Annotated in this window: 19 protein-coding genes and 1 tRNA gene; 13 read left to right on the top strand and 7 right to left on the bottom strand. The window is 57.0% G+C overall.

The window, feature by feature from the left end; genetic code table 11:
• Positions 1-72 precede the first annotated feature (72 nt).
• The 4 genes from QS713_RS05140 to QS713_RS05125 all read left to right on the top strand — a co-directional run bounded on the left by QS713_RS05140 (position 73) and on the right by QS713_RS05125 (position 5,469).
• On the top strand, positions 73-2,040 hold the full coding sequence (locus QS713_RS05140; RefSeq protein WP_313273018.1) for a M13 family metallopeptidase: 1,968 nt from the start codon (positions 73-75) through the stop codon (positions 2,038-2,040).
• A 62-nt stretch (positions 2,041-2,102) separates the two neighbouring features.
• Entirely contained in the window at positions 2,103-4,652 is a 2,550-nt protein-coding gene (gene pepN / locus QS713_RS05135; protein WP_313273017.1) for an aminopeptidase N, read from the top strand.
• Between the two features lie 101 nt (positions 4,653-4,753).
• Positions 4,754-5,002: a PTS sugar transporter subunit IIB gene (locus QS713_RS05130; RefSeq protein ID WP_313273014.1), complete on the top strand. Its 249-nt coding sequence runs from the start codon at positions 4,754-4,756 to the stop codon at positions 5,000-5,002.
• Positions 4,999-5,469, top strand: a complete 471-nt coding sequence (locus QS713_RS05125; protein WP_313273011.1) for a PTS sugar transporter subunit IIA — start codon at positions 4,999-5,001, stop codon at positions 5,467-5,469. Before QS713_RS05130 ends, QS713_RS05125 begins: the two co-directional genes overlap by 4 nt.
• Before the next feature lie 160 nt (positions 5,470-5,629).
• Here QS713_RS05125 and malQ read toward each other — a convergent pair whose 3' ends face one another.
• Together malQ and QS713_RS05115 are read right to left on the bottom strand one after the other, a co-directional pair.
• The gene (malQ, locus tag QS713_RS05120; protein WP_313273010.1) at positions 5,630-7,783 is read right to left on the bottom strand and encodes a 4-alpha-glucanotransferase; all 2,154 of its coding nucleotides are present in this window, start codon (positions 7,781-7,783) and stop codon (positions 5,630-5,632) included.
• Between the two features lie 82 nt (positions 7,784-7,865).
• Positions 7,866-8,147: a PTS sugar transporter subunit IIB gene (locus QS713_RS05115; protein WP_313273007.1), complete on the bottom strand. Its 282-nt coding sequence runs from the start codon at positions 8,145-8,147 to the stop codon at positions 7,866-7,868.
• A gap of 169 nt (positions 8,148-8,316) precedes the next feature.
• Here QS713_RS05115 and QS713_RS05110 point away from each other — a divergent pair, with 169 nt between their 5' ends.
• Positions 8,317-9,252 (top strand): acyl-CoA thioesterase, encoded by a 936-nt coding sequence (locus tag QS713_RS05110; protein ID WP_313273005.1) that lies wholly within the window; start codon positions 8,317-8,319, stop codon positions 9,250-9,252.
• Positions 9,253-9,367: 115 nt separating this feature from the next.
• Here QS713_RS05110 and QS713_RS05105 read toward each other — a convergent pair.
• Positions 9,368-9,440, bottom strand: a tRNA-Arg gene (locus QS713_RS05105).
• A gap of 194 nt (positions 9,441-9,634) precedes the next feature.
• On the opposite strand from QS713_RS05105, the gene orn reads away from it, so the two are divergent.
• The 3 genes from orn to ettA all read left to right on the top strand — a co-directional run bounded on the left by orn (position 9,635) and on the right by ettA (position 12,945).
• Positions 9,635-10,258 carry an oligoribonuclease gene (gene orn / locus QS713_RS05100; protein WP_313273003.1) on the top strand — a complete coding sequence of 208 codons (624 nt, stop codon included), beginning with the start codon at positions 9,635-9,637 and terminating at the stop codon, positions 10,256-10,258.
• A gap of 356 nt (positions 10,259-10,614) precedes the next feature.
• Complete coding sequence (locus QS713_RS05095; protein ID WP_313273001.1) at positions 10,615-11,181, top strand: single-stranded DNA-binding protein; 567 nt, start codon at positions 10,615-10,617, stop codon at positions 11,179-11,181.
• A gap of 81 nt (positions 11,182-11,262) precedes the next feature.
• Positions 11,263-12,945 carry an energy-dependent translational throttle protein EttA gene (gene ettA / locus QS713_RS05090; RefSeq protein WP_313272998.1) on the top strand — a complete coding sequence of 561 codons (1,683 nt, stop codon included), beginning with the start codon at positions 11,263-11,265 and terminating at the stop codon, positions 12,943-12,945.
• 195 nt (positions 12,946-13,140) lie between these two features.
• Here ettA and QS713_RS05085 read toward each other — a convergent pair whose 3' ends face one another.
• Positions 13,141-13,638, bottom strand: a complete 498-nt coding sequence (locus QS713_RS05085; RefSeq protein ID WP_313272996.1) for a hypothetical protein — start codon at positions 13,636-13,638, stop codon at positions 13,141-13,143.
• A gap of 539 nt (positions 13,639-14,177) precedes the next feature.
• Positions 14,178-14,348: a 50S ribosomal protein L32 gene (gene rpmF / locus QS713_RS05080; protein ID WP_102215976.1), complete on the bottom strand. Its 171-nt coding sequence runs from the start codon at positions 14,346-14,348 to the stop codon at positions 14,178-14,180.
• Positions 14,349-14,625: 277 nt separating this feature from the next.
• Here rpmF and QS713_RS05075 point away from each other — a divergent pair, with 277 nt between their 5' ends.
• From QS713_RS05075 to QS713_RS05060, 4 genes are all read left to right on the top strand, one after another.
• The gene (locus QS713_RS05075; protein ID WP_313272993.1) at positions 14,626-15,264 is read left to right on the top strand and encodes a YigZ family protein; all 639 of its coding nucleotides are present in this window, start codon (positions 14,626-14,628) and stop codon (positions 15,262-15,264) included.
• Positions 15,265-15,486: 222 nt separating this feature from the next.
• The gene (gene cysK / locus QS713_RS05070; protein WP_313272992.1) at positions 15,487-16,434 is read left to right on the top strand and encodes a cysteine synthase A; all 948 of its coding nucleotides are present in this window, start codon (positions 15,487-15,489) and stop codon (positions 16,432-16,434) included.
• A gap of 273 nt (positions 16,435-16,707) precedes the next feature.
• Positions 16,708-17,292, top strand: a complete 585-nt coding sequence (cysE, locus tag QS713_RS05065; RefSeq protein ID WP_313272990.1) for a serine O-acetyltransferase — start codon at positions 16,708-16,710, stop codon at positions 17,290-17,292.
• A gap of 242 nt (positions 17,293-17,534) precedes the next feature.
• Entirely contained in the window at positions 17,535-18,029 is a 495-nt protein-coding gene (locus QS713_RS05060; RefSeq protein WP_102215980.1) for a GNAT family N-acetyltransferase, read from the top strand.
• On the opposite strand, the gene QS713_RS05055 is transcribed toward QS713_RS05060, so the two are convergent.
• A complete protein-coding gene (locus QS713_RS05055) occupies positions 18,026-18,829 on the bottom strand; it encodes an Fpg/Nei family DNA glycosylase (protein WP_313272987.1) in 804 nt (267 codons plus the stop codon). The genes QS713_RS05060 and QS713_RS05055 overlap by 4 nt on opposite strands.
• A 52-nt stretch (positions 18,830-18,881) precedes the next feature.
• Here QS713_RS05055 and QS713_RS05050 point away from each other — a divergent pair, with 52 nt between their 5' ends.
• The gene (locus QS713_RS05050) at positions 18,882-20,207 is read left to right on the top strand and encodes an alpha-amylase family glycosyl hydrolase (RefSeq protein WP_313272986.1); all 1,326 of its coding nucleotides are present in this window, start codon (positions 18,882-18,884) and stop codon (positions 20,205-20,207) included.
• Positions 20,208-20,340: 133 nt separating this feature from the next.
• On the opposite strand, the gene leuS is transcribed toward QS713_RS05050, so the two are convergent.
• On the bottom strand, positions 20,341-23,217 hold the full coding sequence (leuS, locus tag QS713_RS05045) for a leucine--tRNA ligase (RefSeq protein WP_313272983.1): 2,877 nt from the start codon (positions 23,215-23,217) through the stop codon (positions 20,341-20,343).
• Positions 23,218-23,343 lie beyond the last annotated feature (126 nt).

Genomic DNA, 23,343 nt, shown 5'->3' with positions numbered 1-23,343 from the left:
ATAACTAGTTCACCTGCACGGGCATCAACCAAGCCCCTGTTCAATACCATTTCGGGCTGTAGAATGGCTCACATGACTAAAGACCCTTCATACCTTAAAGACCCCGCAGTCCTGGACGAGTCCATTTCACCGCGAGAAGATTTCTTCCGCCACGCAAACGGACAGTGGCTCACCCACCACGAGATTCCTGCAGACCGACCAGCGGACGGGGAATTTTACCGCCTCCGCGACGAAGCGGAAGCCGCAGTTCGGGAAATAATCGAGGCACTCGATTCCTCGTCAGAAAACCAGGACGAAACGAAAATGGCGCGCCTCTACGCGCAGTTCATGGATACCGACAGCATCGAGACAGCGGGCACGGAACCGCTTGAAGCGGACCTCAAGCTAATAGAACAAGCGCAAGACAAGAAAGAACTGGCCAACACCATGGGCCGGTTAAACCGCACCGGCGTGAACGGGTTGATCGGCCTGTACGTGGAATCGGACTTGAACGATCCGACCATGAACATTCCCTACCTGACGCAGGCGGGAATCGGACTGCCTGACGAAGCGTACTACCGCGAAGACCAATACGGCCCCATCCGCGACGCCTACGTAGAACTAAATAACCGACTTGCACAGCTGGCCGGAATTAGCGACAGCGACTTTGCAACGAATATCCTTAAATTCGAAACCAAAGTGGCTAAACACCACTGGGACAACGTCACCTGCCGCGACGCGCAGAAAACAAACAACCCAACCACGTGGGCGAAGATCAAGAGCGACTACCCGCAATTCCCGTGGCAGGAATGGCTCGCTGGTGTGGGATTCGAACCGGCTGACGACGGCGTCGTGAACGTGGGGCAACCCCCGTTCTTAGAGGCAGTCGCGAAGCTTTGGGAAGAAGAGGAACTGGCCACTTTGAAACGGTGGTTAACTGCGGCGGTACTCACAGCGCGCGCAGCCTTCTTACCCGAAGATTTTGTTGGGGCGTCGTTCGCATTCAAACAGGCCCTGACGGGCGCGCAGGAACAGCGGCCACGTTGGAAACGCGGCGTAAGCCTGGTGGAAGCATCCATGGGGGAAGCCCTTGGACAACTCTACGTAGCGCAGCACTTCCCACCGGAGCACAAGCAGAAAATGCTGGAGCTCGTGGACACTCTGATTGAGGCTTACCGCGATTCAATCACGAACCTAACGTGGATGGGAGAGGAAACAAAGGCGCGGGCACTCGACAAACTCGAGGCGTTCACCCCCAAGATTGGGTACCCCGACAAGTGGCGCAGCTACGAGAAACTAACTGTAGGCCAAACACTGTTAGAAACTGTGCGTAACACCGCGGCGTTCGACACGGACTACGATCTAGAAAAGGTTGGGAAACCCGTAGACCCGGCGCAGTGGTTCATGACCCCGCAAACCGTTAATGCCTACTACCACCCACTTCGTAACGAAATCGTGTTCCCAGCCGCCATTTTGCAACCCCCGTTCTTTGACCCCGACGTGCCGGACGCCGTGAACTACGGTGGGATCGGCGCTGTGATTGGCCATGAGATTGGGCATGGGTTTGACGACCAGGGTTCCCAATACGACGGGCAGGGTAAGCTCAACAACTGGTGGACCGACCGGGACCGCGCGGAGTTTGAAACCCGCACAAAAGCTCTGATTGAGCAGTACAACCAGTACTCCCCCGCCCAGCTGGATGACTCCCACCGCGTGAACGGCGCGTTCACTATCGGAGAGAACATCGGCGATTTAGGGGGCGCATCAATCGCGTGGAAGGCGTATTTGATTGAACTGGACCGGCGCGGGGCATCACTGGAGGATGAGAAGCGGGCACAAATGAGCGCGCCCGAGCAATTCTTTTACTCTTGGGCGCGTATTTGGCGCGCGAAAACACGCGATGAAATGGCTATCCAACTGTTGGCAATTGATCCGCATTCACCGTCAGAGTTCAGGTGCAATGGGGTACTTTCGAACCTCGACCTGTTCTACGAAACTTTCGGGGTCGAAGCCGGTGACGCCATGTGGATAGATCCCAGCAAACGTGTCACCATTTGGTGAAACGTGGCAGACTAGTAGTAATTAGACTGGCATCCCATTCAACGCGGACCTAGGAGGTTATAGTGCCGGGTCAGAATCTAACGAAAGAAGAAGCTGCGGTTCGTTCACGCGCCGTCACCGTTTATGATTACGATATTCACCTGGATTTAACGGGTGACGATAAGACGTTCCAGTCTACGTCTACCGTCCAGTTCGATATCGCGGGTGCGGATGAGACGTTTTTCGATTTGATTGCCGATGAGGTCACCGAGCTCACGGTAAACGGTGAGGCCCGGCCCGTGGATAGTTTTTCGGATTCACGCGTGCACCTAACTGGTCTGAAGGATAAGAATACGGTCACCGTTCAAGCCACCTGCCGGTACATGCATACCGGGGAGGGGTTGCACCGTTTCACAGATCCGGCGGATGGGTTGGATTACTGCTATTCCCAGTTTGAGGTCCCCGATTCTCGGCGGGTATTCGCAGTGTTTGAACAGCCAGACATGAAGGCGCAGTTCACGTTCCACGTGCGTACGCCCTCGGAGTGGGTGGTGTTCTCTAACTCCCCCACGCCAACGCCTCGGGAGGAAAACGGGAGTAAGGTGTGGGATTTCTCGGCATCCGAGCAGATTTCCAGTTACATCACTGCGATCGTGGCGGGCCCATACGTGGGCAAGACCGGCACACTGACAAGTGCGGACGGGCGCACCATCGACCTTGGGGTGTATTGCCGCCAGTCACTGCTGGAACATTTGGACGCCGAGTGGGTCATGGATGTGACGCGCGCTGGATTCAAATTCTTTGAACGCGAATACGGGCGCGCGTACCCGTTCCGCAAGTACGATCAGATTTTTGTGCCAGAATACAACGCGGGCGCCATGGAGAATGCGGGTTGCGTGACGTTCCGGGACGAGTACGTGTACCGGTCTAAACCCACGGCCGCGCAGTTGGAGAACCTGGCGAACACGGTACTGCACGAGTTGGCGCACATGTGGTTCGGTGACTTGGTGACCATGCAGTGGTGGAACGACCTGTGGCTAAACGAGTCGTTCGCCGAGTTCATGTCGCACCTGTGCCTAGCGGAAGGCACGGAGCAGTGGCAGGATGCGTGGACGGGGTTCATGGCCCGCAAGGATTGGGGTTTGACCCAAGACCAGTTGCCTTCCACCCACCCGATTGTCGCGCCTATCCGCGACCTGGAGGATGTAGAAGTTAACTTCGACGGCATCACGTACGCTAAAGGGGCTGCGGTGTTGCGTCAGCTCGTGTCTTACGTGGGACGCGACCAGTTTTTCGAGGGCTTGCGGGCCTACATCGCGGAGCACGCGTGGAAGAATACGACGCTGCCGGACCTCATGGGCAAGTTAGAAGCGGCATCTGGGCGCGACCTGCGGGCCTGGGCGAAAGTCTGGTTAGAAGAAGCGGGGGTGACCTTGCTCAGTCCGGTCGTGGAAACGGGTGAGGCCGGGAAGATTGTGCGCCTCGCGGTCAAGCAAGAACCATTCACGCCCGGTTCCTCGCTTCGGCCCCACCGGTTAGCGGTCGCGGGTTATTCCCTTGTTGACGGGCAGGTACAGCAGGTTTTCCACGAGGAACTTGATGTTGAGGGCGACGAAACCCCGGTGGAATCCGCAGTTGGTTTACCGCGTCCGGATCTGATTTTGGTCAATGACGGGGATTTGGCATACGCGAAGATTCGCCTTGACGAGCAGTCCCTGGCGTTCGCAACCGAACACATTGCGCAGTTCCCCTCATCGTTGACGCGCGGCGTGGTTCTCGCATCCGCGTGGGATATGGTTCGGGATGCGCAGATGCCAGCCCGCCAGTACATTGACATGGCTTTGTCCGCCCTGACCGGTGAGGATTCCATGATGATCCTCAACCTGTTGTTACGTCATATTAATACCGCCGTTTCCCTTTACCTCCCCACTGATGAACGTGAGGAACTGGCAAACGCGGTGGCGCAACGCTTGCTGTTACTGGCGCGTTCCGCAGCTGCGGGGACGGACGCACAGCGGTTGCTAACCGCCGCCGCGGCAGCGCGGGCAACGAAAGAGCAGGCTGGCGATATTGAAAGCCTCCGCACTGGAGAAGCCACGTTGGTTGGGCTTCCCACCGACGCGGACATGCAGTGGACACTGCTGCTGAGCTCGGTGCGCAATGGGGCCGCAGGAGAAACCCAGATTGCGCAGATGACCAGCACGGACCAGACTCTCACCGGCGCGCAGAAAGCTGCGCAAGCCCGCGCGTCTGTGGCCGATCAGGGAGTGAAAGACAAGGCGTTTAAGGACGTGGTATTTGACCGCGACTTGTCGAATGACATGCGCATCGCGCTTGGACGCGGATACTGGGCGAATGCAATCGCTGCTCCGGAGCTTTACCGCGCCCACGTACCTCAGTATTTCGACGCGCTACGTGAAGTATGGGAACTGAACACAAACCACACGGCACAAGACATTGTGCTCCTCGGGTTCCCCACGATGCTTGCGGGCCGGTTGGCGGACTTAGACGTGGTGAAAGCAGGTTACGACTGGTTGGATGCGAATGAGGATGCTCCCGCGGGGTTGCGTCGCCTAGTGAGTGAAGAAACTGCGGAGGCGGAACGCGCAGTGAAAGCCCAGCAGTGCCGGTAGGTCGCTACGGGTGGTTGAAGGCGCGCCTTCAACCACCCGTGGTTAATCCCACGTTCGCGGTAACCTAGTAGTAGTAACGTTATTTCGGTCAAGGAGTCACTATGGGTGCAGCATATGAACAATCCGCGAAAGCAATCGTTGAGGGGTTGGGGGGCGCCGACAATATCGCCTCACTGCAAGCGTGTATCACGCGCATACGTGCCCGAGTGAACGACGTGGACCGCGTTAATGACGAAACCTTGAAGGCTGCCGGTGCGTTTGGGGTTGTGAAAGTTGGGCCTGCTGTCCAGATTGTGGTGGGTCCAGACGCGGATGATATTGCGGCAAGCGCGGAACCGTTACTGAAATGATAGACATCTACTCTCCCCTGTCCGGAACTACGATCGCGCTGAAAGACGTTGAGGATCCGGTTCTTGCAGGTGGGATTGTAGGCGCGGGCTGCGCGGTTCGCCCCGTAGAAACGCGTATGCATGAGGTGTGCGCACCGGTTTCAGGGAAACTGTTGAAAGTGCATCCGCACGCGTTCATTATTTTTACCGCCGCTGGGGTTGGCGTGTTATGCCACTTGGGGATTGACACGGTTAAGCTGCACGGCGAGGGATTTGAAGTGCTGCGCACGGAAGGTGATGTGGTTGAAGCTGGGGATGCGGTGATCCGTTGGGACAGTTCTGTTGCAAAAGCCCATCACCTATCCACGTCCGTGTCCGTGATTGCCTGTGACCTACCTGAATCAATGATTCAGATGCGCAGCACGATCGGCACTGAGATCCAAAGCCGCGACCTGCTGTTCCAGATCCACAACGGCGAATCCGCGTAACCGCGACGCCCCCTGGTGTGCAGCTGCTGCCCTGGTGTCTAGTTGACCATGCTCGTGCATACCCCACATTTACAGGCACTTGCCCGCGTTAGTTTACACGCAGCCAAACCCGCACTGACCAGCAGTTACCTGCGCTAGCCAGCATTCGAAGACCCACGACTCAGCGGCCCACCCCGCGGTTCATGAGCGAACAAAGGTCATCAACGGGCCAGGCTAGGAGCCGTTCCAAAGTCACTTCCCGACCCTTCGCGTCCGCGAGTGGCACGCACCAGTTCGGGTATTGCCGGTGAGTGCCCGGCAGGTTCTGCGGTTGCGTATCTGCCACGATGTCTACAGTGGACACAGCCAGTAAATGAGCGGGGGTGCGCGTAATAAACGCGTAGAGCGCGTTGATTACTGCAGTTTCGTTTCCGCGCTCCTCTTCACTAAGCAAACCGTACTCCACCAGGCGGTTTACCATAGCTAAACGTTCCTCGTCGTCGTGCGCACGCACTTGTTCAAGCGGTTCCACCAGCAAACCGAGCTCGTGACGCAAATCAGTTTGCACCCCCCTCAGGTACCCGGCGGTGGGTGGGAGGTCGTGTGTGTTCACGGCTACTAGGGCGCGTTCTCGATAGTGGTCGGCGTGGAGCGGGGTGTCATCATCTTCTTTTTCGAACCACAGGATTGAGGTTCCGAAGATTCCGCGTTCATTTAAGTAACCCCGCACCCACGGTTCCACTGTCCCCAAGTCTTCCCCAATGATCACAGCGCCGGCGCGTTGTGCCTCAAGCAAAAGCACACCCACCATTGCTTCGTGATCGTATTGCACGTAAGTGCCGTGGTGGGCGTCCATTCCCGTGGGAATCCACCAGAGGCGGAACAGGCCAAGAATGTGGTCGATCCGCACGGCCCCACCGTGCGATAAGGTGGCCCGAATCATGTCGCGCAGTGGTGCGTAGCCGCGTTCGGCGAGCACGCGTGGGTTCCACGGTGGTTGGGACCAGTCTTGCCCCTGTTGGGAATACATGTCCGGGGGTGCGCCTACAGTCATGCCGCTGGCGTACACTGCTGGGTCTGCCCACACGTCTGCGCCCAGTGGGTGTACTCCCACCGCGAGGTCCGACATCAGACCAATGCGCATCCCCGCGCGCCGCATGCGCGTTTGCGCATTCGTGAGCTGTTCATTCAGCACCCATTGCAACCACATGAAGTAGCGGATCTGGGCTTCGTGTTCACGCGCATACTGCTTGCTTTCCGCGGTGTTTGCTGAGTGGTATTTCTCGGGTAGTTCGATGCCACCGAATTCGGATACGAGGGCGCACCAGAGCGCAAAGTTACGCAGCGGTGTCCCACCTGCAGCGATGAAGGCGTCGAACTGTTGCTGCCGCTCACTGCTGAGGGGGTGGCGGTGGATGACGCGCAGCGCCGCATCCTTTGTGGACCACACTTGGTCGCGGTTGATTAGCCCAACGGAGTCCGAGTCGTCCACGAGTGACGCCCGGTGATGTTGTTCAACATCGAGCTTCTCCATGGGAGACAAAGAGTCGTACTCGGGGATTGACTGGGGGTGAATATAGATGGGGTCGTTGAACCGCCGTGAAGTCGGCAGGTAGGGCGATGGTTCGATGGGGAGCACGGGCGCACCCGCGTGAAGCGGGTTAATGAGGTGGAAGTCTGCTCCTTTCTGTGCAAAATGTTCGGAAAGTTCAGTTAGAACTGCGGTGTCACCCATCCCCCACGATTGTTTCGCTCTGATTGAGTACAGTTGCGACGACAGACCCCAGTAACGCGCGTTGTCTTCAAACAGTTCGGTTTGCAAACTGGGCGGCACCACAATCAGGTGGGCGTTTATTACTTGCCCGTCTTCCCGGTGGGCCCGGAGTGTGTGGTAGCCCAGTGGCAACCATTGTTCTAACGCAAATCCGGCGCGCCCGGTGAGTACTCCGTCAACTTCTCTTGGCGGTTCCCAGTTTTCAATTTGAGGCACTGGGTGCACGGTACCGTCTTCTAACTCGACCTCAACGGTAACTGCGGAACCGTCGGGTACGTGTACACGTAGCTCCTGCCAATCCCCTTGGCGTTTGACTGTGCACACTGGCAAAGTGTGACGCCATTCGTCTTGTTCGTGAGCTGTTAGGAGCGCGTCTATGTCTTGACTCGAGGGCATGTCCGGGAGGTTCTCCCCCAACGATTGCAGTACTTTCACGAGCGATAGTGGGTGCACGTCTTTTAGTTCACCGTGCCAGCTCCAGAACTTTGTGGATACCCCTAATCGGTTGGCTAGTTCGCTAAGATTCTCGGGAAACAGGTCGGGGGGAGGCAGATGGGTCATCGTTACTCCATTGCTAACTGGTTGGGAACTACTCGCGGTGGTTCTTATTCTATGGGAAGCAGCCGCGATTGCGGTTTTTTGTTTATTCTTTGAGCGCTTCTGGGTTTGAGGATTCCCACGCGTCCCGCATGCGTTTCGCCGTCACGTCCGCGTCCGGCCCGGTCACTATCTGCACGTAGGAGCCTGATTGCACGACTGCGAGAGGGTTGAGGTTGCGAATCGCCTGTTCGTCTACTTTATGCGGGTCTTTAACCTGCACGCGGATGCGCAGAGAACACGGTTCAACTTCTGCTATGTTGCCCCAATCGCCCAGTGCGGTGACTAACTCGTGTGGATCAAGAACTCCCATCAACACTCCCTTCATTGTGACCCTTATCGCATATTAGTACCTTTGGGGCCGATTGTATAATAGACCACTTTTTTGCTTGCACCGTTAATGTGAACCTGTCTCCATCCGCTTTTGACTCACGGTTACTTGCGGACGCTGTTGCTTTAGAAGTGTATTTGTTCGTGAAATGCAAGACAATGGGCGTGTGACTATTATTCAGATTCCGCAAGTAGATGATGAACCAATCGCCGCTGTCTTGCGTTCTCTAGCTATCCAGCCGCTTGGTGCAGACACTTTCCGCGCCCAGTCCCTGCCGCAGATGGGCCGCATTTACGGCGGTCAAGTGGTGGCACAGGCGCTGATCGCTGCCTGCTCTACGCTGGACGAGCCACTGGAGCGCCTGCCACATTCGCTGCACGCGTATTTTTTGGTAGGCGGGGATCCGCACAAGCCGATAGACATTGAGGCGGAGCGGGTGCGTGACGGCCGGTCGTTTTCTTCCCGCACAGCGGTTGCAAGGCAGGAGGGCCGCGATATCCTCACGCTGCTAGCAAACTTCCATATTCGGGAGGATGGTCCGGATTATTCTGCTCCCATGCCGGATGTGCCTGAACCAGAGAAGTTAATGTCTGCGCTGGAGTATTTCCGCACGATGAACAATCCGGTTGGGAAGTACTTGGGGAATACGGTTGCTTTCGAATCGCGCCACGTACAGGATTCGCTGTACATGCATAAAAAACCGAAGATCGCCTCGTCGCAGCAGGTGTGGATTAAACCGCGGGTGCCGATTCCGAATGCGACGCCACTGGTTGGGCGGATTTTGCTGGCGTACGTGCTGGATCAGTTCATTATGGAACCGGCGTTACGTTCGCGTGGACTGTCGTGGCTCTCCCCCGGTTTGATGCTCGCCTCGCTGGACCATGCGATGTGGTTTCACCGCGATTTTGATATTAACGACTGGTTGCTCCTCGATCAGAATTGCCCCTCAACGTGTTCGAACCGGGCAATGGGGTCCATGCGGGTGTTTACACGTGAGGGCGTGCTGGTGGCTGAAGTGATGCAAGAAGCCATGATGCGGGTGCTGGAACCTAAACCGGGTGAGAAATCACACTTTGAGTTCAATGTCCCGCCGGCGCACTAGCGGGCACACTCAAGTTCCGCAGTGGCATTCGAGGTGGCGCGGCCTTCGTGGTGCGCCGGTTCCGCAGTGGCATTCGAGGTGGCGAGTCTTTCATAGTGCGCCGGTTTCGTAGTTGCGCCCCCGGCAGGATTCGAACCCGCGACCAAACGCTTAGAAGGCGTCTGCTCTATCCCCTGAGCTACGGAGGCACTCAGAACAAGCTTAGAGTAAACCGGGGATAATCACCGAATTCTGCCTGCCACGCCCGTGCGCGGGGCCGAATGCGGGCTTATTCACGCGCTAAAGCTCCAATTCAGCGGGCTTATTCACGCGCTAAAGCTCCAATTCATCGCGCTTTTATGCAGCTCTTAGCCGGGCTAGTTTTTGGTCTAAGCTGGTAGTTATGAGTATTGACAAACCCTTGGTATGGATTGACTGTGAAATGACTGGCCTCGACCTGGAGCACGATGCGCTCATTGAGGTGGCAGTAGTGGTGACGGATGCGCAACTCAACATTGTGGATCCGGGGATTGACGTACTCATTAAACCGTCGGATGCCGCGCTGGACCACATGGGAGATTTTGTGCGGAAGATGCACACTTCGTCGGGTTTGCTTGAGGATCTTGCTGACGGCATTGATATGGAGCAGGCGCAAGCGCAGGTGCTGCAATATATTAAACGGTTCGTGCCCCGCAAGGGTAAGGGATTGCTTGCCGGCAACACGATTGGGACCGACAAAATGTTCCTAGAACGCGACATGCCGGAAGTAATAGACCACCTCCACTACCGCGTTGTTGACGTGTCTTCGTTGAAGGAACTGGCGAAACGCTGGTTCCACCGCACTTTTGAAGAGGCGCCGGAAAAACACGGGGGACACCGCGCGCTTGCTGACATCCGCGAGTCCATCCAAGAGCTGGAGTACTACCGCCGCGTTTTGTTCCCTCGCGATGAGGGACCCACGCGCGAACAGTGCCGAGAGGTTGCACGCGAAGTGGAAGCGTTGGGAATTACCCGCACCGACCAGTAAGCTCTTTCCGGCTGATCGGCCTTTCCCAGCTAGCAAGCTCGTTCCGACTGACCAGCTTTTCCCCAGCTAGCAAGCTCTTTCTGGCTGATCGGCCTTTCCCAGCTAACAAGCCCTATCCAACTGATCGGCTTTTCTTAGGCAGCGAGCTTTTTCGGCTGGGAAGTCCTCCCGAACAGTGGGGTCCCTCAGGCCTTCAGGTCCTCTGCGGGATGTGGATGGGTTTTTTCCACAACCTCGCCTTGCCCTGGAGTTTCCACAACGAGGCTGGGCTGTGGTTTTCTACGAGCATCCGCGTTGCCAGTATTAGTGGTGTCCAATAACGAGATTCATGGTTAAAAGTTTTAGGAGTGGACACCGTGAGCAACAACGAAGTATCAAAGAAAAATGACAAGCAGCAAGTAGAAATGCCGGTGCAGGGCCGCATCCGTGCGTCAGGTTCGGGCACTGTGAATGTGACTATCCGTGGCCGCGCCGGCGGTCCAGTCGATCTTTACTACCTCGATTCGGGTGCCACGATGGGCCGTTTCCGGCTCGCTGTCACGCGTCGAGGTAGAGATGAGGCCGGCACGTGGCACGACATGGATACCACTTGGTACTCCGTAAAAATGTGGAACCAACTGGCACAAAATGCAGCCCACTCAGTTACGAAGGGCGACCCGATTATTACCACGGGCCGGCTGTCAATAAACGAGTGGGAAGACGAGGCGAGTCAGAAGAAGAACACGGAGTTAGTTATTAACGCCTCAACTGTTGGACACGATTTAGCGTACGGGGTTTCAAACTATGCTAAACCGATGCGGTTTCAGCGCGATAAAATGCCCACCGTGGACACGAACGTGAACGAGGTTGAGCATTCAAAGACAGATGAGGCGCAACCAGATCCGTTAGGTGTTGGAGAGGAAGAATCAGCTCTGGTGAGTTAATGCGCATTGTCGCCTACTTCCCCACCCATTGAGTAGACTGTAGAGCGGTAAAACACTGAAAGACTACTTTTTAGGAGCGCAGTGGCTGAATACATCTACTCAATGGTTGGGGCGTCAAAACGTCACGGGGACAAAGTTATTTTGGATAACGTGACGATGGCTTTCCTGCCGGGCGCAAAAATAGGCATGGTAGGGCCCAACGGCGCGGGTAAGAGTTCTATTCTGAAGATCATGGCGGGTTTGGATACCCCCTCCAACGGTGAGGCTCGGCTCACCCCGGGTTACAGCGTTGGGATCTTGCAGCAAGAACCCCCACTTGACGAAGACAAAACTGTGTTAGAAAACGTGCAGTTGGGCGTGTGGGACACAGTTAAGCAGCTGAAACGGTTCAATGAGGTCTCCGAGCAGATGGGTGATCCAGACGCTGACTTCGATGCCCTCATGGAAGAAATGGGAAAACTGCAGTCCGAAATTGATGCGGTGAATGGTTGGGATCTGGATTCTCAACTGGAGCAGGCGATGGACGCTCTGCGGTGCCCACCTGGGGATGCTGATGTGAAAGTGCTTTCCGGTGGTGAACGCCGCCGCGTCGCACTGTGCCGACTACTGCTGGAACAGCCTGACTTGCTGCTGCTCGACGAGCCCACCAACCACTTGGACGCGGAATCGGTGCTGTGGCTAGAAAAACACTTGCAAACCTACCCGGGTGCGGTCATTGCCATTACCCACGACCGCTACTTCTTGGACCACGTGGCGGAGTGGATCGCGGAAGTCGACCGCGGCCGCCTCTACCCGTACGAAGGTAACTACACCACGTACCTAGAGAAGAAACGTGAACGACTCAACGTGCAAGGCGAGAAGGACGCCAAACTTGCGAAGCGTTTGAAAGATGAACTGGAGTGGGTGCGCACCAACGCGAAAGGGCGGCAGGCGAAGTCTAAAGCCCGTTTGGCTCGCTACGAAGAGATGGCGGAAGAGGCCAAGCGGACCCGCAAGCTCGACTTTGACGAGATTCAGATTCCACCGGGTCCACGGCTTGGAAACGTGGTGATTGAGGCGAGGAACCTGCGTAAAGGTTTCGGCGATCGAGTGCTCATTGACGACCTGTCGTTCTCTCTTCCACGCAACGGCATCGTCGGTGTGATCGGCCCCAACGGGGTTGGTAAGACCACGCTGTTCAAGACCATCGTGGGCCTCGAACCACTGGACGGTGGAGATCTGAAAGTGGGTGAAACCGTAAAGATCTCTTACGTAGACCAAAACCGCGCGGGGATTGACCCGGATAAAACCCTGTGGGAAGTAGTTTCCGACGGCATGGACTACATCGAAGTTGGGAACGTAGAGATGCCCTCCCGCGCTTACGTTTCAGCGTTCGGTTTCAAAGGTGCGGACCAGCAGAAGCCAGCGGGGGTCCTCTCAGGTGGTGAGCGCAACCGCCTAAACCTCGCGCTAACCCTCAAACAAGGTGGGAACCTGTTACTGCTCGACGAACCAACGAACGACCTAGACGTGGAGACGCTCAGCTCGTTAGAGAACGCGTTAGAGAACTTCCCCGGTTGCGCCGTAGTGGTAACCCACGATAGGTGGTTCCTTGACCGTGTCGCCACCCACATCCTGGCTTGGGAAGGCACGGAAGAAAACCCCGCGCAATGGTACTGGTTCGAAGGTAACTTCGAAAGCTACGAGAAGAACAAGGTCGAACGCCTAGGTGAAGAGGCCGCGCGGCCACACCGCGTGACCCACCGCAGGTTAAAACGCGACTAAGAATCGTCCACCTACCAGTCGGTTAACAACATGCTGGTGCCCCGCTCATGCGGGTGCACCAGCATTACTTATGCGCCAACCAACCAATCGAAAACGGTAGGTACAAAACTGTAGATGCCACGCTTTACAAGTTCTCGAACTTTACAAATTCGCGAGGCATCACAAGTTCTCTATGCTGTAAATACTTTTTCGGCTTCAGAGGTTCTCGAGCTCTTTGAATGCAGGTCCGAATGTAGCGCGGAAAGCGGTGAGTCCATGTGCTTTCAACACGCGCGGTAAAGTGAATTTGTTCGCTGACATGGCCCGCCCATCCACGCACAGCTGCGCGTTCTCCAACTGGGTACGTAGCCGCCGCAGTTCATCCGACGTTCCCGCCCTCAGGTCACGAAACCGTGCGCGCCCCGTCCCCATGGGGCTCAATCCCCATTCCAAAGAGCACACGTCAAACACGCGCACCACCAGGTTCGCTCCATCTTCTGCTGTGCTGGCAATAGTTATCAGGTACACGGGGGTCCGCTGCTCAAGGGTTTCTTGGATCACTGCTGTAGTGGTGCGGTCAAAAGGCCACCAACCTGAAGCGAGGTTACTCACCTGAACGTCCGCTGGAACCTCAACTGCATTCTCCACCTCTTTGCAACGCCGCGCCGGACCAAGTGACACGACGTACGCATTAATGTTTCCAGGAATACTCACACACTTGACGTTGCGAGTCGGTATCAATCGGGTGAGCTCAAAGTGGTCGGAAACAGTTCCAGCTCGCAACGCATTTTGGAATTCGATCCGGATTGAATCTGCCGCTTCCTTTTCTTGAGGGACGCGATCCAACTTATAGTAGATGCGGTGAACTTCAGGGCGTAGACCCTGGGAAACTAAGGTTTTAACACGGGTTCTAACTTCATCGCTGCTCTGGGTGGCTACGGCGATTAGGTCTTCGCAGGTGGTACCAAGCTCAAAAACGCCGGTGTAGAAACATTCACCGTTCGGGCTGTTCGCAGTCCGGTTGGGATCCATCAGAGCGTATACATAGTATCCCATAGTTAAATACCTGAACTTTCAACTGTGACTACTGCGCGCAGTCACATTATCATCGCATCATTGAGGTTAAAGAGAACGACATGTTGTTTACAGCCTAGCAAACGCTAAACACGTGTTGATATCGTACGACAGTTGGCCGGTTAGTTACACAAATGTGCCCCTGGTTTCCCCAGGGGCACCGATAGCGTAAACAGCGATTAGCTGTCGATATCTACCAGACCTAGTTTGTAAGCTTTCACCAGGCGACGCGGCACGCGGACCTCACGACCCTGCACGCGAATAGTCACCAGGTCAGTGAGCTTAGCCTTCCAGGTAGCTCGGCGCGTACGCGTGTTCGCACGCGACATTTTCCGCTTTGGAACTGCCATTTGCTTGCCGCTCCTCTATTAAAGATGACCAATTACTAACCTGGTTAGCATACCAAATCTACAGGTAGGTTCAAAGAAAAGCGGTAAGGAACTACGTCACAGCGAGTGAAGGTTCTCGGTGGTGAGGATCGGTAGGCACACAGTCGTCAGCATGACTGATGTGTTACGCGACCGATTGTGAGCGTAGCCAACGCTCACGGCTGTGGGTCGTCAAAGTGAGACCCGCTTGGTTTCAATAATACGATACGTTAGGAGGGGTGTTTTAGGAGGGAGCAGAGTGCGGAGCATACAGTCCGGTAGTTTGGTGCGCCATGAGCTGGAGGTGCAGCGGTCGCGTTTCATCACCACTGTTGCGCATACCCCAACTGAATCCGCGGCACGCACTTTCATCAGTGAGATAAAAACAGAGTTCCCCGATGCAACCCACAACTGTTCCGCATTCGTGGTGAAGCCAGAAGGCATGAACGAAGTGGGGCATTCCAGTGACGATGGCGAGCCATCCGGCACTGCGGGCCCTCCGATGCTGGAGGTCCTGCTTCAAAACAAACTGGTTAATGTGACCGCGGTGGTGACCCGGTATTTTGGCGGTACTCTTCTGGGGGCCGGCGGGCTCATCCGCGCGTATTCAACATCCGTGTCCGAAACCCTGGATCGCTGCCAAGTGGTGCAGCTGGTAGACCAACGCAGGTTCCGCGTCACCGTTGACTACGATGTGGCTGGCAGGCTTGAAGCGCAGCTGCGGGCCCGTCACGCGCAAATCCTGGATGCGGCGTACACCAACCGGGTGCAGTTAGTGTTCAGCACGGACGAGCCCCTGGCCTCAAAAATAGAAAGTTTAATCGCTGAGGTAGCGTCTGAACCCGTGCCAATTGAAGAACTGGATCCGCTGACAGTGGAAAAACCAGTTTCGCGGTAGCACTCGAGTGTGGTTGCCGTTAGGATCGTAACCGTGATGAACACGGCACGTTTTGTTAAGAGGATCTTTCAGCAGCACTGTAGCTGTTGCACGTGTCTGTAGGGTGCATGGCTTTACCGCGTTGCCAATTATGTGCCCGTGCGAGCTGGTAACTGCTGCGCCCATGTACCCGTAGACCACTAAAGACCACTATTAGATGCCAATTAGTTAGGGATTTTCATCATGTCAGAATCTGTTTCATCAAACTTTGCTTCAAACATCACGCAGGCCGTTGGAAACACGCCTCTGGTTCAAATCAACCGTATTACCGGCGAGAACGCTAAGGTGCTCGCGAAAGTGGAGTCCTACAACCCAGCGGGGTCAGTTAAAGACCGGATCGCGATCGCGATTGTGGACGCCGCAGAAGAATCCGGGGAACTGCGTAGCGGCGGCACGATTGTAGAAGCCACGTCTGGGAACACCGGGGTAGCCCTCGCGATGGTCGGAGCGGCGCGCGGGTACAAAGTGGTTATCACCATGCCCTCGTCCATGTCGGTGGAACGCCGCGCACTCATGCGGGCGTTTGGTGCAGAACTGATTCTCACCGAACCGAAAGATGGGATGCAGGGCGCGGTTGATGCCGCCGCCGAGGTCGTTAAAAAACGCCCAGGATCCGTTTTGGCGTCCCAGTTCACGAACCCCGCGAACCCGCACATTCACCAGGTGCGCACCGGGGAGGAAATCTGGGAACAAACCGGTGGCAACGTTGACTTCCTCGTGGCCGGGGTGGGTACGGGCGGCACCATTTCGGGCGCGGCCCGCACCTTGAAAGAAAAGAACCCGAACTTGCGCGTTGTCGCTGTGGAACCAGCAGAGTCACCACTTCTTTCTGAGGGACACGCAGGACCTCATGGGATTCAAGGGATCGGCGCGAATTTTGTTCCCAAAAACTACGCGGCGGACCTGGTGGACGAAGTGATTACGGTTCCAACCGACGAAGCATTGGACTTTGCGCGAAAGGCTGCGGCGCAAGAAGGTCTGCTGGTTGGTATTTCTTCTGGGGCGGCCCTGTGGGCCAGTAAGCAGGTGGCTGCGCGCAGTGACGCGGCCGGTAAGACGGTGGTGACGATTTTGCCTGACACCGGGGAACGCTACCTGTCTACCCCACTGTGGAAGGACTACTTGAAGTAGGCTCCGCCAAGCGCACCGAAGCGGCGCGCACCGCATAGCAACGTGTTAAACAACTGGGCATGCAGCGTGAAGTGAGGCGCTAAACAACTGGGCTGGGCCTTAAGCGGGCCCAGCCTAGTTAGTTGCACCACGGCTGCCGCGGCGTCAATGCGCAACCAACCCCGTGGCTATTACAACCCGCTTCACCCGTCGTAACTGCCTCGACGCAGCTGCCGGGCAGGACCGATAGAATCTGAACCGTAAGTACGGAACACGAGAAGAGAGTACACACCAGTGGCGTCCCAAACCTTGAAGATCCGCGAGCTTATTCGCGAAGACCTGCGTAATGCCATGAACCGGGACCCGGCGGCGCGGTCGAAACTGGAAGTGGCCCTCACCTACGCGGGCGTGCACGCCCTGTGGGGGTACCGCATTTCCCACGGCCTGTGGGAACGGGGTTTGAAAACACTTGCCCGCATCGTTTCTTCCCTCACCCGGATGCTCACTTCAGTTGATATTCACCCTGAGGCGCAAATCGGACGGCGAGTTTTTATCGACCATGCGATTGGCGTGGTGATTGGTCAAACCACGCTAATTGGCGATGATGTCGTGATTTTCCACGGAGTAACCCTAGGCGGAGTTTCCATGACGCAGGGCAAACGCCACCCCACTGTGGAATCTAACGTGATGATCGGCGCGGGAGCCAAAGTGCTCGGCCCCATCACCATCGGTTCGGGCGCAAAAGTAGGGGCGAACGCCGTCGTAGTTAAAGACGTTCCCGCAGACCACGTGGCAATTGGAGTGCCAGCGAAACTGCGACCAGCCACCAGTGAATGCTCTAACGCAGACCTGATCATAGACCCCACCCTCTACATTTAACTCGCCACGACGTTCAACTAGCCGCGGTTCGGGCGTGGAAACCAGATTCCGTTCGGGCAGGCTCGTGAGGTGGTGGAAACCAGATTCCGTTCAGGCAAGCTCGCGCATAGAAAACAAACTCTGTTCGAACAAGCACGCGCGTGGAAACCAGATTCCGTTCGGGCAAGCTCGTGAGGTGGTGGAACCCGCCGCTAATCCCTCAAACGCGTGATTACCTGCATATAAGGGCATAAAGTAGAGGTATGTCACAACTCACATTAAAAGCCCAACTGGAGGCCTTATCGGGATTATCAAAACCGGCGGGGGTAGAGCTTGCGACACTCACCCGGTTCGACATTCCCGCAATCGCCTCGCTAACCCTGGTGGCCTACGGCACGGACGAAACAGCAGAAAACCTAGTGGAAGCCGTTGAAGAGCTCCGCATGACTTTCTCCGGCGCGTTTGGACGCGTTCTCGACAACCTCTTTGTCGGTGCGTGGCAAGACGGCGAGCTCGTAGGCGCAATCTTAACCACGGTGGATCCCCCGTGGGATGACCTCCCGAAGGATGAACCGTTCATCGTGGATCTAGTTGTCAACCCCAAAGTGCAGTCAAAAGGGATCGCCACTGCGCTAATTGGCGAGGTCGCTAGCCGGGCCGGAGACCTGGGGTACTCATCAATCGGAATGCGGTTCAACAAGGCGTATACGCGCGCAGCGCAGCTGTACGACTACCTCGGGTTCGAAGCGCTGTCCTAGCGTTGGCATCGGCTGCACCAGAATAGGCGCCGCCCTGCCACGCGTTTTTCCTTAACTGGGGTTCCGCACACCAGGCAGGGCCGGCCGGTGCGGTGATACACGTAAAACCGGGAGGCTTCCGGGTCGTACTCCAAGGCTGGATCAGGCCGGTCGGTGGGTGAAACAGTTGTGATTATGCCCGTGTCCACCCCCGCGCTCATCAGCTCTGCGAGGTCGTCCCACAGTCGTATGAGGCGACGTTCACCCGTGCGGCTCCCGGCGCGGAACGGAGAGATCCCCACTCTGAACAGTGCTTCAGCGCGGTAGATGTTCCCTGGCCCGGCCACTACCGACTGGTCCATCACCAGTTCCCCAATTGCACGCGAAGAGCGACGAATATTCGCACAAAACCTCGCACACGAATCCTCGCTTTGATGCAGTGGATCTGGCCCTAACCTGGCCAGTATTTCCTCCACTTCGGCGCGTTCGACCAGTTCACACCGATTTGGCCCGCGCAAGCTCGCAACCTCTCCGGAGCGGATGATTTGCAGGCGTACTTGGCCGACAGCGGCGGGTACCTGCCCCTCAAACGATTCAAAGCCCCACTTGCCATACAACCCCAAGTGAATGTGGATGTAGCGCTCGCCGAACTGGAGGAACAGGTGCTTTCCATGCGCAAAAGCTCGGGTCAATGCCTGGCCCGACAATTGCTTCGCCGCGGATTCGAACCGCCCTTGCGGGGACGAGATCTGGAGTGCGCACCCCGTGAAATCGGTGTTAAACCGCTGCGCAAGGCGGTGGAGAACGTGTCCTTCTGGCATACCCCTATTCTTACCATCGGCTGTATCCCATTGAAAATGCGACAATGGAAGCATGGAACGCAGCGAAGTATTGTGGCAGGTTTTCCCCCTGGGTGCTTTAGGAACCCCGTCGGTGAACGCGAAGTTGGACGGTACGCAACCGGATTCACCGCCGCGCCACACCCTCGCGGACTTGGTTCCCTGGTGCGATCACGCCGCGAACTTGGGAGCAACAGGAATCCTTTTGGGCCCGATTTTCGATTCGTACTCGCACGGGTATGACACGGTCGACCACTACACGATTGACCCCCGCCTGGGAACGCGTGATGATTTCGGCACCCTAGTTCATGCTGCCCACGCGAAGGGGTTGAAAGTAGTGTTGGACGGCGTGTTTAACCACGTGGGATCGCGCCACCCGTACTTGCTGGATCTTGCGCAAAACGGGCCGCGCAGTGAGTACGCGGATTTCTTTCGCGTCAACTGGCAGGGGTGGTCCGTCGGTTCCCTTCCGCAGTACGACACGTTTGAGGGACACACCGGGCTCGCCGCGTTGAATCATGAGCACCCGGGGGTGCTCACCTATATTCAGCGGGTCATGACCTACTGGCTGGACGCCGGGGCAGACGGCTGGCGGTTAGATGCCGCATACGCGCTCGACCCGGCAACGTGGACCCGGATCCTTCCACCTGTTCGCGAACAGTTTCCAAAAGCGTGGTTTTGCGGCGAAGTTATTCACGGCGACTACCCCGCGCTGGTGCGGGCATCCGGGTGGGATTCCCTCACGGAATACGAACTGTGGAAAGCAACGTGGTCTAGTTTGCGCGAACGGAACTTCTTCGAACTGGATTGGACGCTGCGCCGGCACAACGAGTTCCTAGACACGTTTGTGCCGCAAACATTTGTGTCTAACCACGACGTAACCCGGATCGTGTCGCAAGTTCACGGGGACGCGCAGGCTCTTACCGCCGCAGTCATTCTTTTCACGGTAGGCGGAATCCCATCAATCTACTACGGCGATGAGTTCGGTTGGGGTGGTGTAAAAGAGGAGCGCCTCGGCGGGGACGACGCAATCCGCCCCCCACTGCCCGATTCGCTTAAGAACGCGGCTTGGAATGCGCGCGAGAAAGAATTCTTGAGGGCATACAAGGAACTCGTTGCATTACGGGCGCAGCATCCGTGGTTAATGACCGCGCGCACGCACGTGGAGTACCTCGATAACGAACAAATCCGCTACAGCAGTAAGGGGGCTAACGGGCAGGCACTAACAGTGGTGTTAAATACCGCTAGCACCCCGGTTCCGCTAGACCACGAGATGCTAAGCGGAATCCGGCAATGGCTGCTGTCCCCCAGCGAAGACGGGCTCCACCACGCAGCCATCGGGTACCCGCAAATCCCCTAACTGGCCGGCCGGGGCCTTACTTGGGCATGCGACAGCAGGGCACCGGCGATTCCTTGCTCGGGCATGCGTAAGCGCGCCCAGGCAACCACCGTAAACGCACCCAGGAGGCCGCGACGCGCCAGTGCCCGGGCCGCTACTTAGGAAGGACGATGCTGACCAGTTTCGGAGCCCGCACAATTACTTTCAGTGGCTCCCGCCCACCCAGCGCTTTTTGAGCTGCCTCAGTTTCGAGCGCCAGTTGTCTTAGCTCATCCTCATCAATAGAAGGTTTCACTTCCAGCCGCGCCCGAACTTTACCGGCTATCTGCACCACGCACGTGACCGCATCCTCTTCCAGCAGTGACTCGTCTGTAACGACTGGGAAGGGCTCGCGCGTGAGTGACTGCGTGTGCCCAAGCCGCTGCCAAAGCTCCTCCGCAATGTGCGGAGCCAGCGGCGCAACCATCAAAACGAGTGGTTCCATCGCCTCACGCGGCACCTGCTTCAACCCGGTCAGGTGGTTATTCAACACGATCATGCGGGCGGCCGCCGTGTTCAAACGCATGTGCTCGTACTCGTCCGTGACCTCGTGAATAGTGCGGGCCACCAGTTTGCGCGTTTTCAGGTCTGCTGGCTCTTCCGACACGGTAAGCGCACCAGTTTTCTCATCTATCGCATTGCGCCACAAGCGTTGCAAGAATCGGTACGACCCAACTACCGCCCGCGTATCCCACGGCCGAGAGATCTCCAGCGGCCCCATCGACATTTCGTACAGCCGGAACGTGTCCGCCCCGTATTCGTCACAAATCTCGTCTGGGCTTATCACGTTCTTGAGGGACTTACCAATCTTCCCGTATTCACGCTCAACGGTTTCCCCCCGGTACGTCCAGCCGGTTTGCTCATCCCCCTCAACCTCAGCGGCGGGCACGTACTGCCCGCGCGCATCTGTGAACGCGTAGCCCTGCACGTACCCCTGGTTGAACAGCTTATGGAACGGCTCTGAAGAAGACACATAGCCGAGGTCAAACAGTACCTTATGCCAGAACCGCGCGTACAGTAAGTGCAGCACCGCATGCTCCACACCCCCAACGTACAGGTCCGTACCACCAGATTCCCCGTCGCGGCGCGGCCCCATCCAGTACTGCTCGTTTTGCGGATCAATCAGCATTTCTTCATTATGAGGATCTGCGTACCGCAGTTCGTACCAGCAGGACCCCGCCCAGTTCGGCATCGTATTCGTATCCCGATGGTAGGTTTTTAGCCCATCCCCGAGGTCCAGCTCCACCTCCACCCAGTCGCGCGCCCGGCCGAGCGACGCTTCGGGCGAAGAGTTCGCATCATCCGGGTCGAATGTGCGCGGACGGAAGTCATCGACCTCCGGCAATGTAACTGGTAAATGCGACTGTGGTAAAGCATGCGCCCGCCCCTGCTCGTCGTAAACCACTGGGAACGGCTCCCCCCAGTACCGCTGGCGCGAGAACAACCAGTCACGCAACCGGAACGTTGTAGCGGCGCGGCCCACTCCGGCGCTATCCAGCCATTGCGTCACCTTCTCGATCGCATGCGCCTTATCTAAACCATTGAGGTTAATCGCGTCATTGGCAGAGTTCACGATCTGCCCATCGCCCGTCCACGCGCCTTCCTCATGGTCCGGCCCCGGCTGAATCGTGGTGACAATATCCAGATCGAACTGTTTCGCAAAATCGTAGTCACGTTCGTCATGAGCTGGCACCGCCATAATCGCTCCGGTGCCGTACCCCATTAGGACATAGTCGGCAATGAAAACTGGAATCTGCTTCCCATTTACCGGGTTCGTCCCAAATATCCCGGTGAACACCCCGGTTTTCTGCCCACCATCTGCAGTGCGTTCCTCTTCCGTACGCGCAGCCGCCCAATCGCGGTAACTCTGCACCGCTTCACGCGGGCTAGCGTAACCACCCGTCCAGGCTGCCCGCGTGCCCTCAGGCCAAGAATCTGGCACGGTAACCGAATCTGTGCCCACAAGCGGGTGTTCGGGGGCAACCACCATGAATGTGGCACCAAACAGTGTGTCTGGCCGCGTGGTGAACACTTCCAACTGCTCCAGCGCACTCCCCTGATTCGGCGCGACCGCAAAGTGCACGTACGCGCCGTGAGAGCGACCAATCCAATTCCGCTGCTGCGCAACCACCTTATGTGGCCAATCCACGGTCTCCAGATCATCCGCCAGCCTGGAAGCATACGCAGTTATGCGCATCATCCACTGGCGCAATCGAGATTTGAAAACCGGGTAGTTACCGCGCTCAGACCGGCCTTCGTTAGTAACTTCCTCATCTGCAAGCACCGTACCTAAACCCGGACACCAGTTGACGGGCGCTTCTGCCACGTACGCCAAGCGGTACTGGTCGAGCAGTTCCCCGCGCTCGCCCTCATCCATCTGATCCCAAGGTTTTCCACCGGTTTCGCGGGCACCGGAGGCGAACTCGTCACGCAACTGTGTAATCGGCCGGGCCGCGCCTTGGGAACCGTCGGGCGCAACCGCGTTCTCGTCGTAGAAAGAGTTGTAGATTTTGAGGAAAATCCACTGCGTCCACTTCACGTAGTCCGAATCCGTAGTCTGGAACGACCGGCGCGAATCGTGCGAAAGCCCAATGCGGCGCAGCTGGCGACGCATGTTCGCCACGTTCTGATCCGTAGTTACGCGCGGGTGCTGCCCGGTGGAGATCGCGTACTGCTCCGCGGGTAAACCAAACGCGTCAAACCCCATGGTGTACAGCACGTTCTCACCTTTCATCCGGTGGTAGCGCGCCATCGTGTCCGTAGCGATATACCCCAGAGGGTGCCCAACGTGCAGGCCAGCGCCCGACGGGAAGGGGAACATGTCAAGCAGGTAGTACGGTTTCTTACTTGCCAGCGAGCCAGCTAGGTCACCCACGGGGTTGTCCGCGTAGAACGCTCCTGAACGTTTCCACTGGTCTTGCCACCGCTGTTCAATCTCCCCCGCCAAATGCTGGTCGTAACGATGGGGAGTAGTGTCCGTAGCTTCGCTCATGTTCTCCTCTTCTCGGTCTTTAACGCCTCTCAGACTACCGCAATGCGCCCGCCACATCATACCTGTCCACATGTGCAGGTTCGCCCGGGTACCGCCCTCGGATCGGGGGTTTGTGCCAGTGCCCAA

The sequence above is a fragment of the Gleimia hominis genome (genome assembly GCF_032085515.1).
Lineage (GTDB): Bacteria > Actinomycetota > Actinomycetes > Actinomycetales > Actinomycetaceae > Gleimia > Gleimia hominis.
This window is presented reverse-complemented; position numbering and strand designations above follow the sequence as displayed.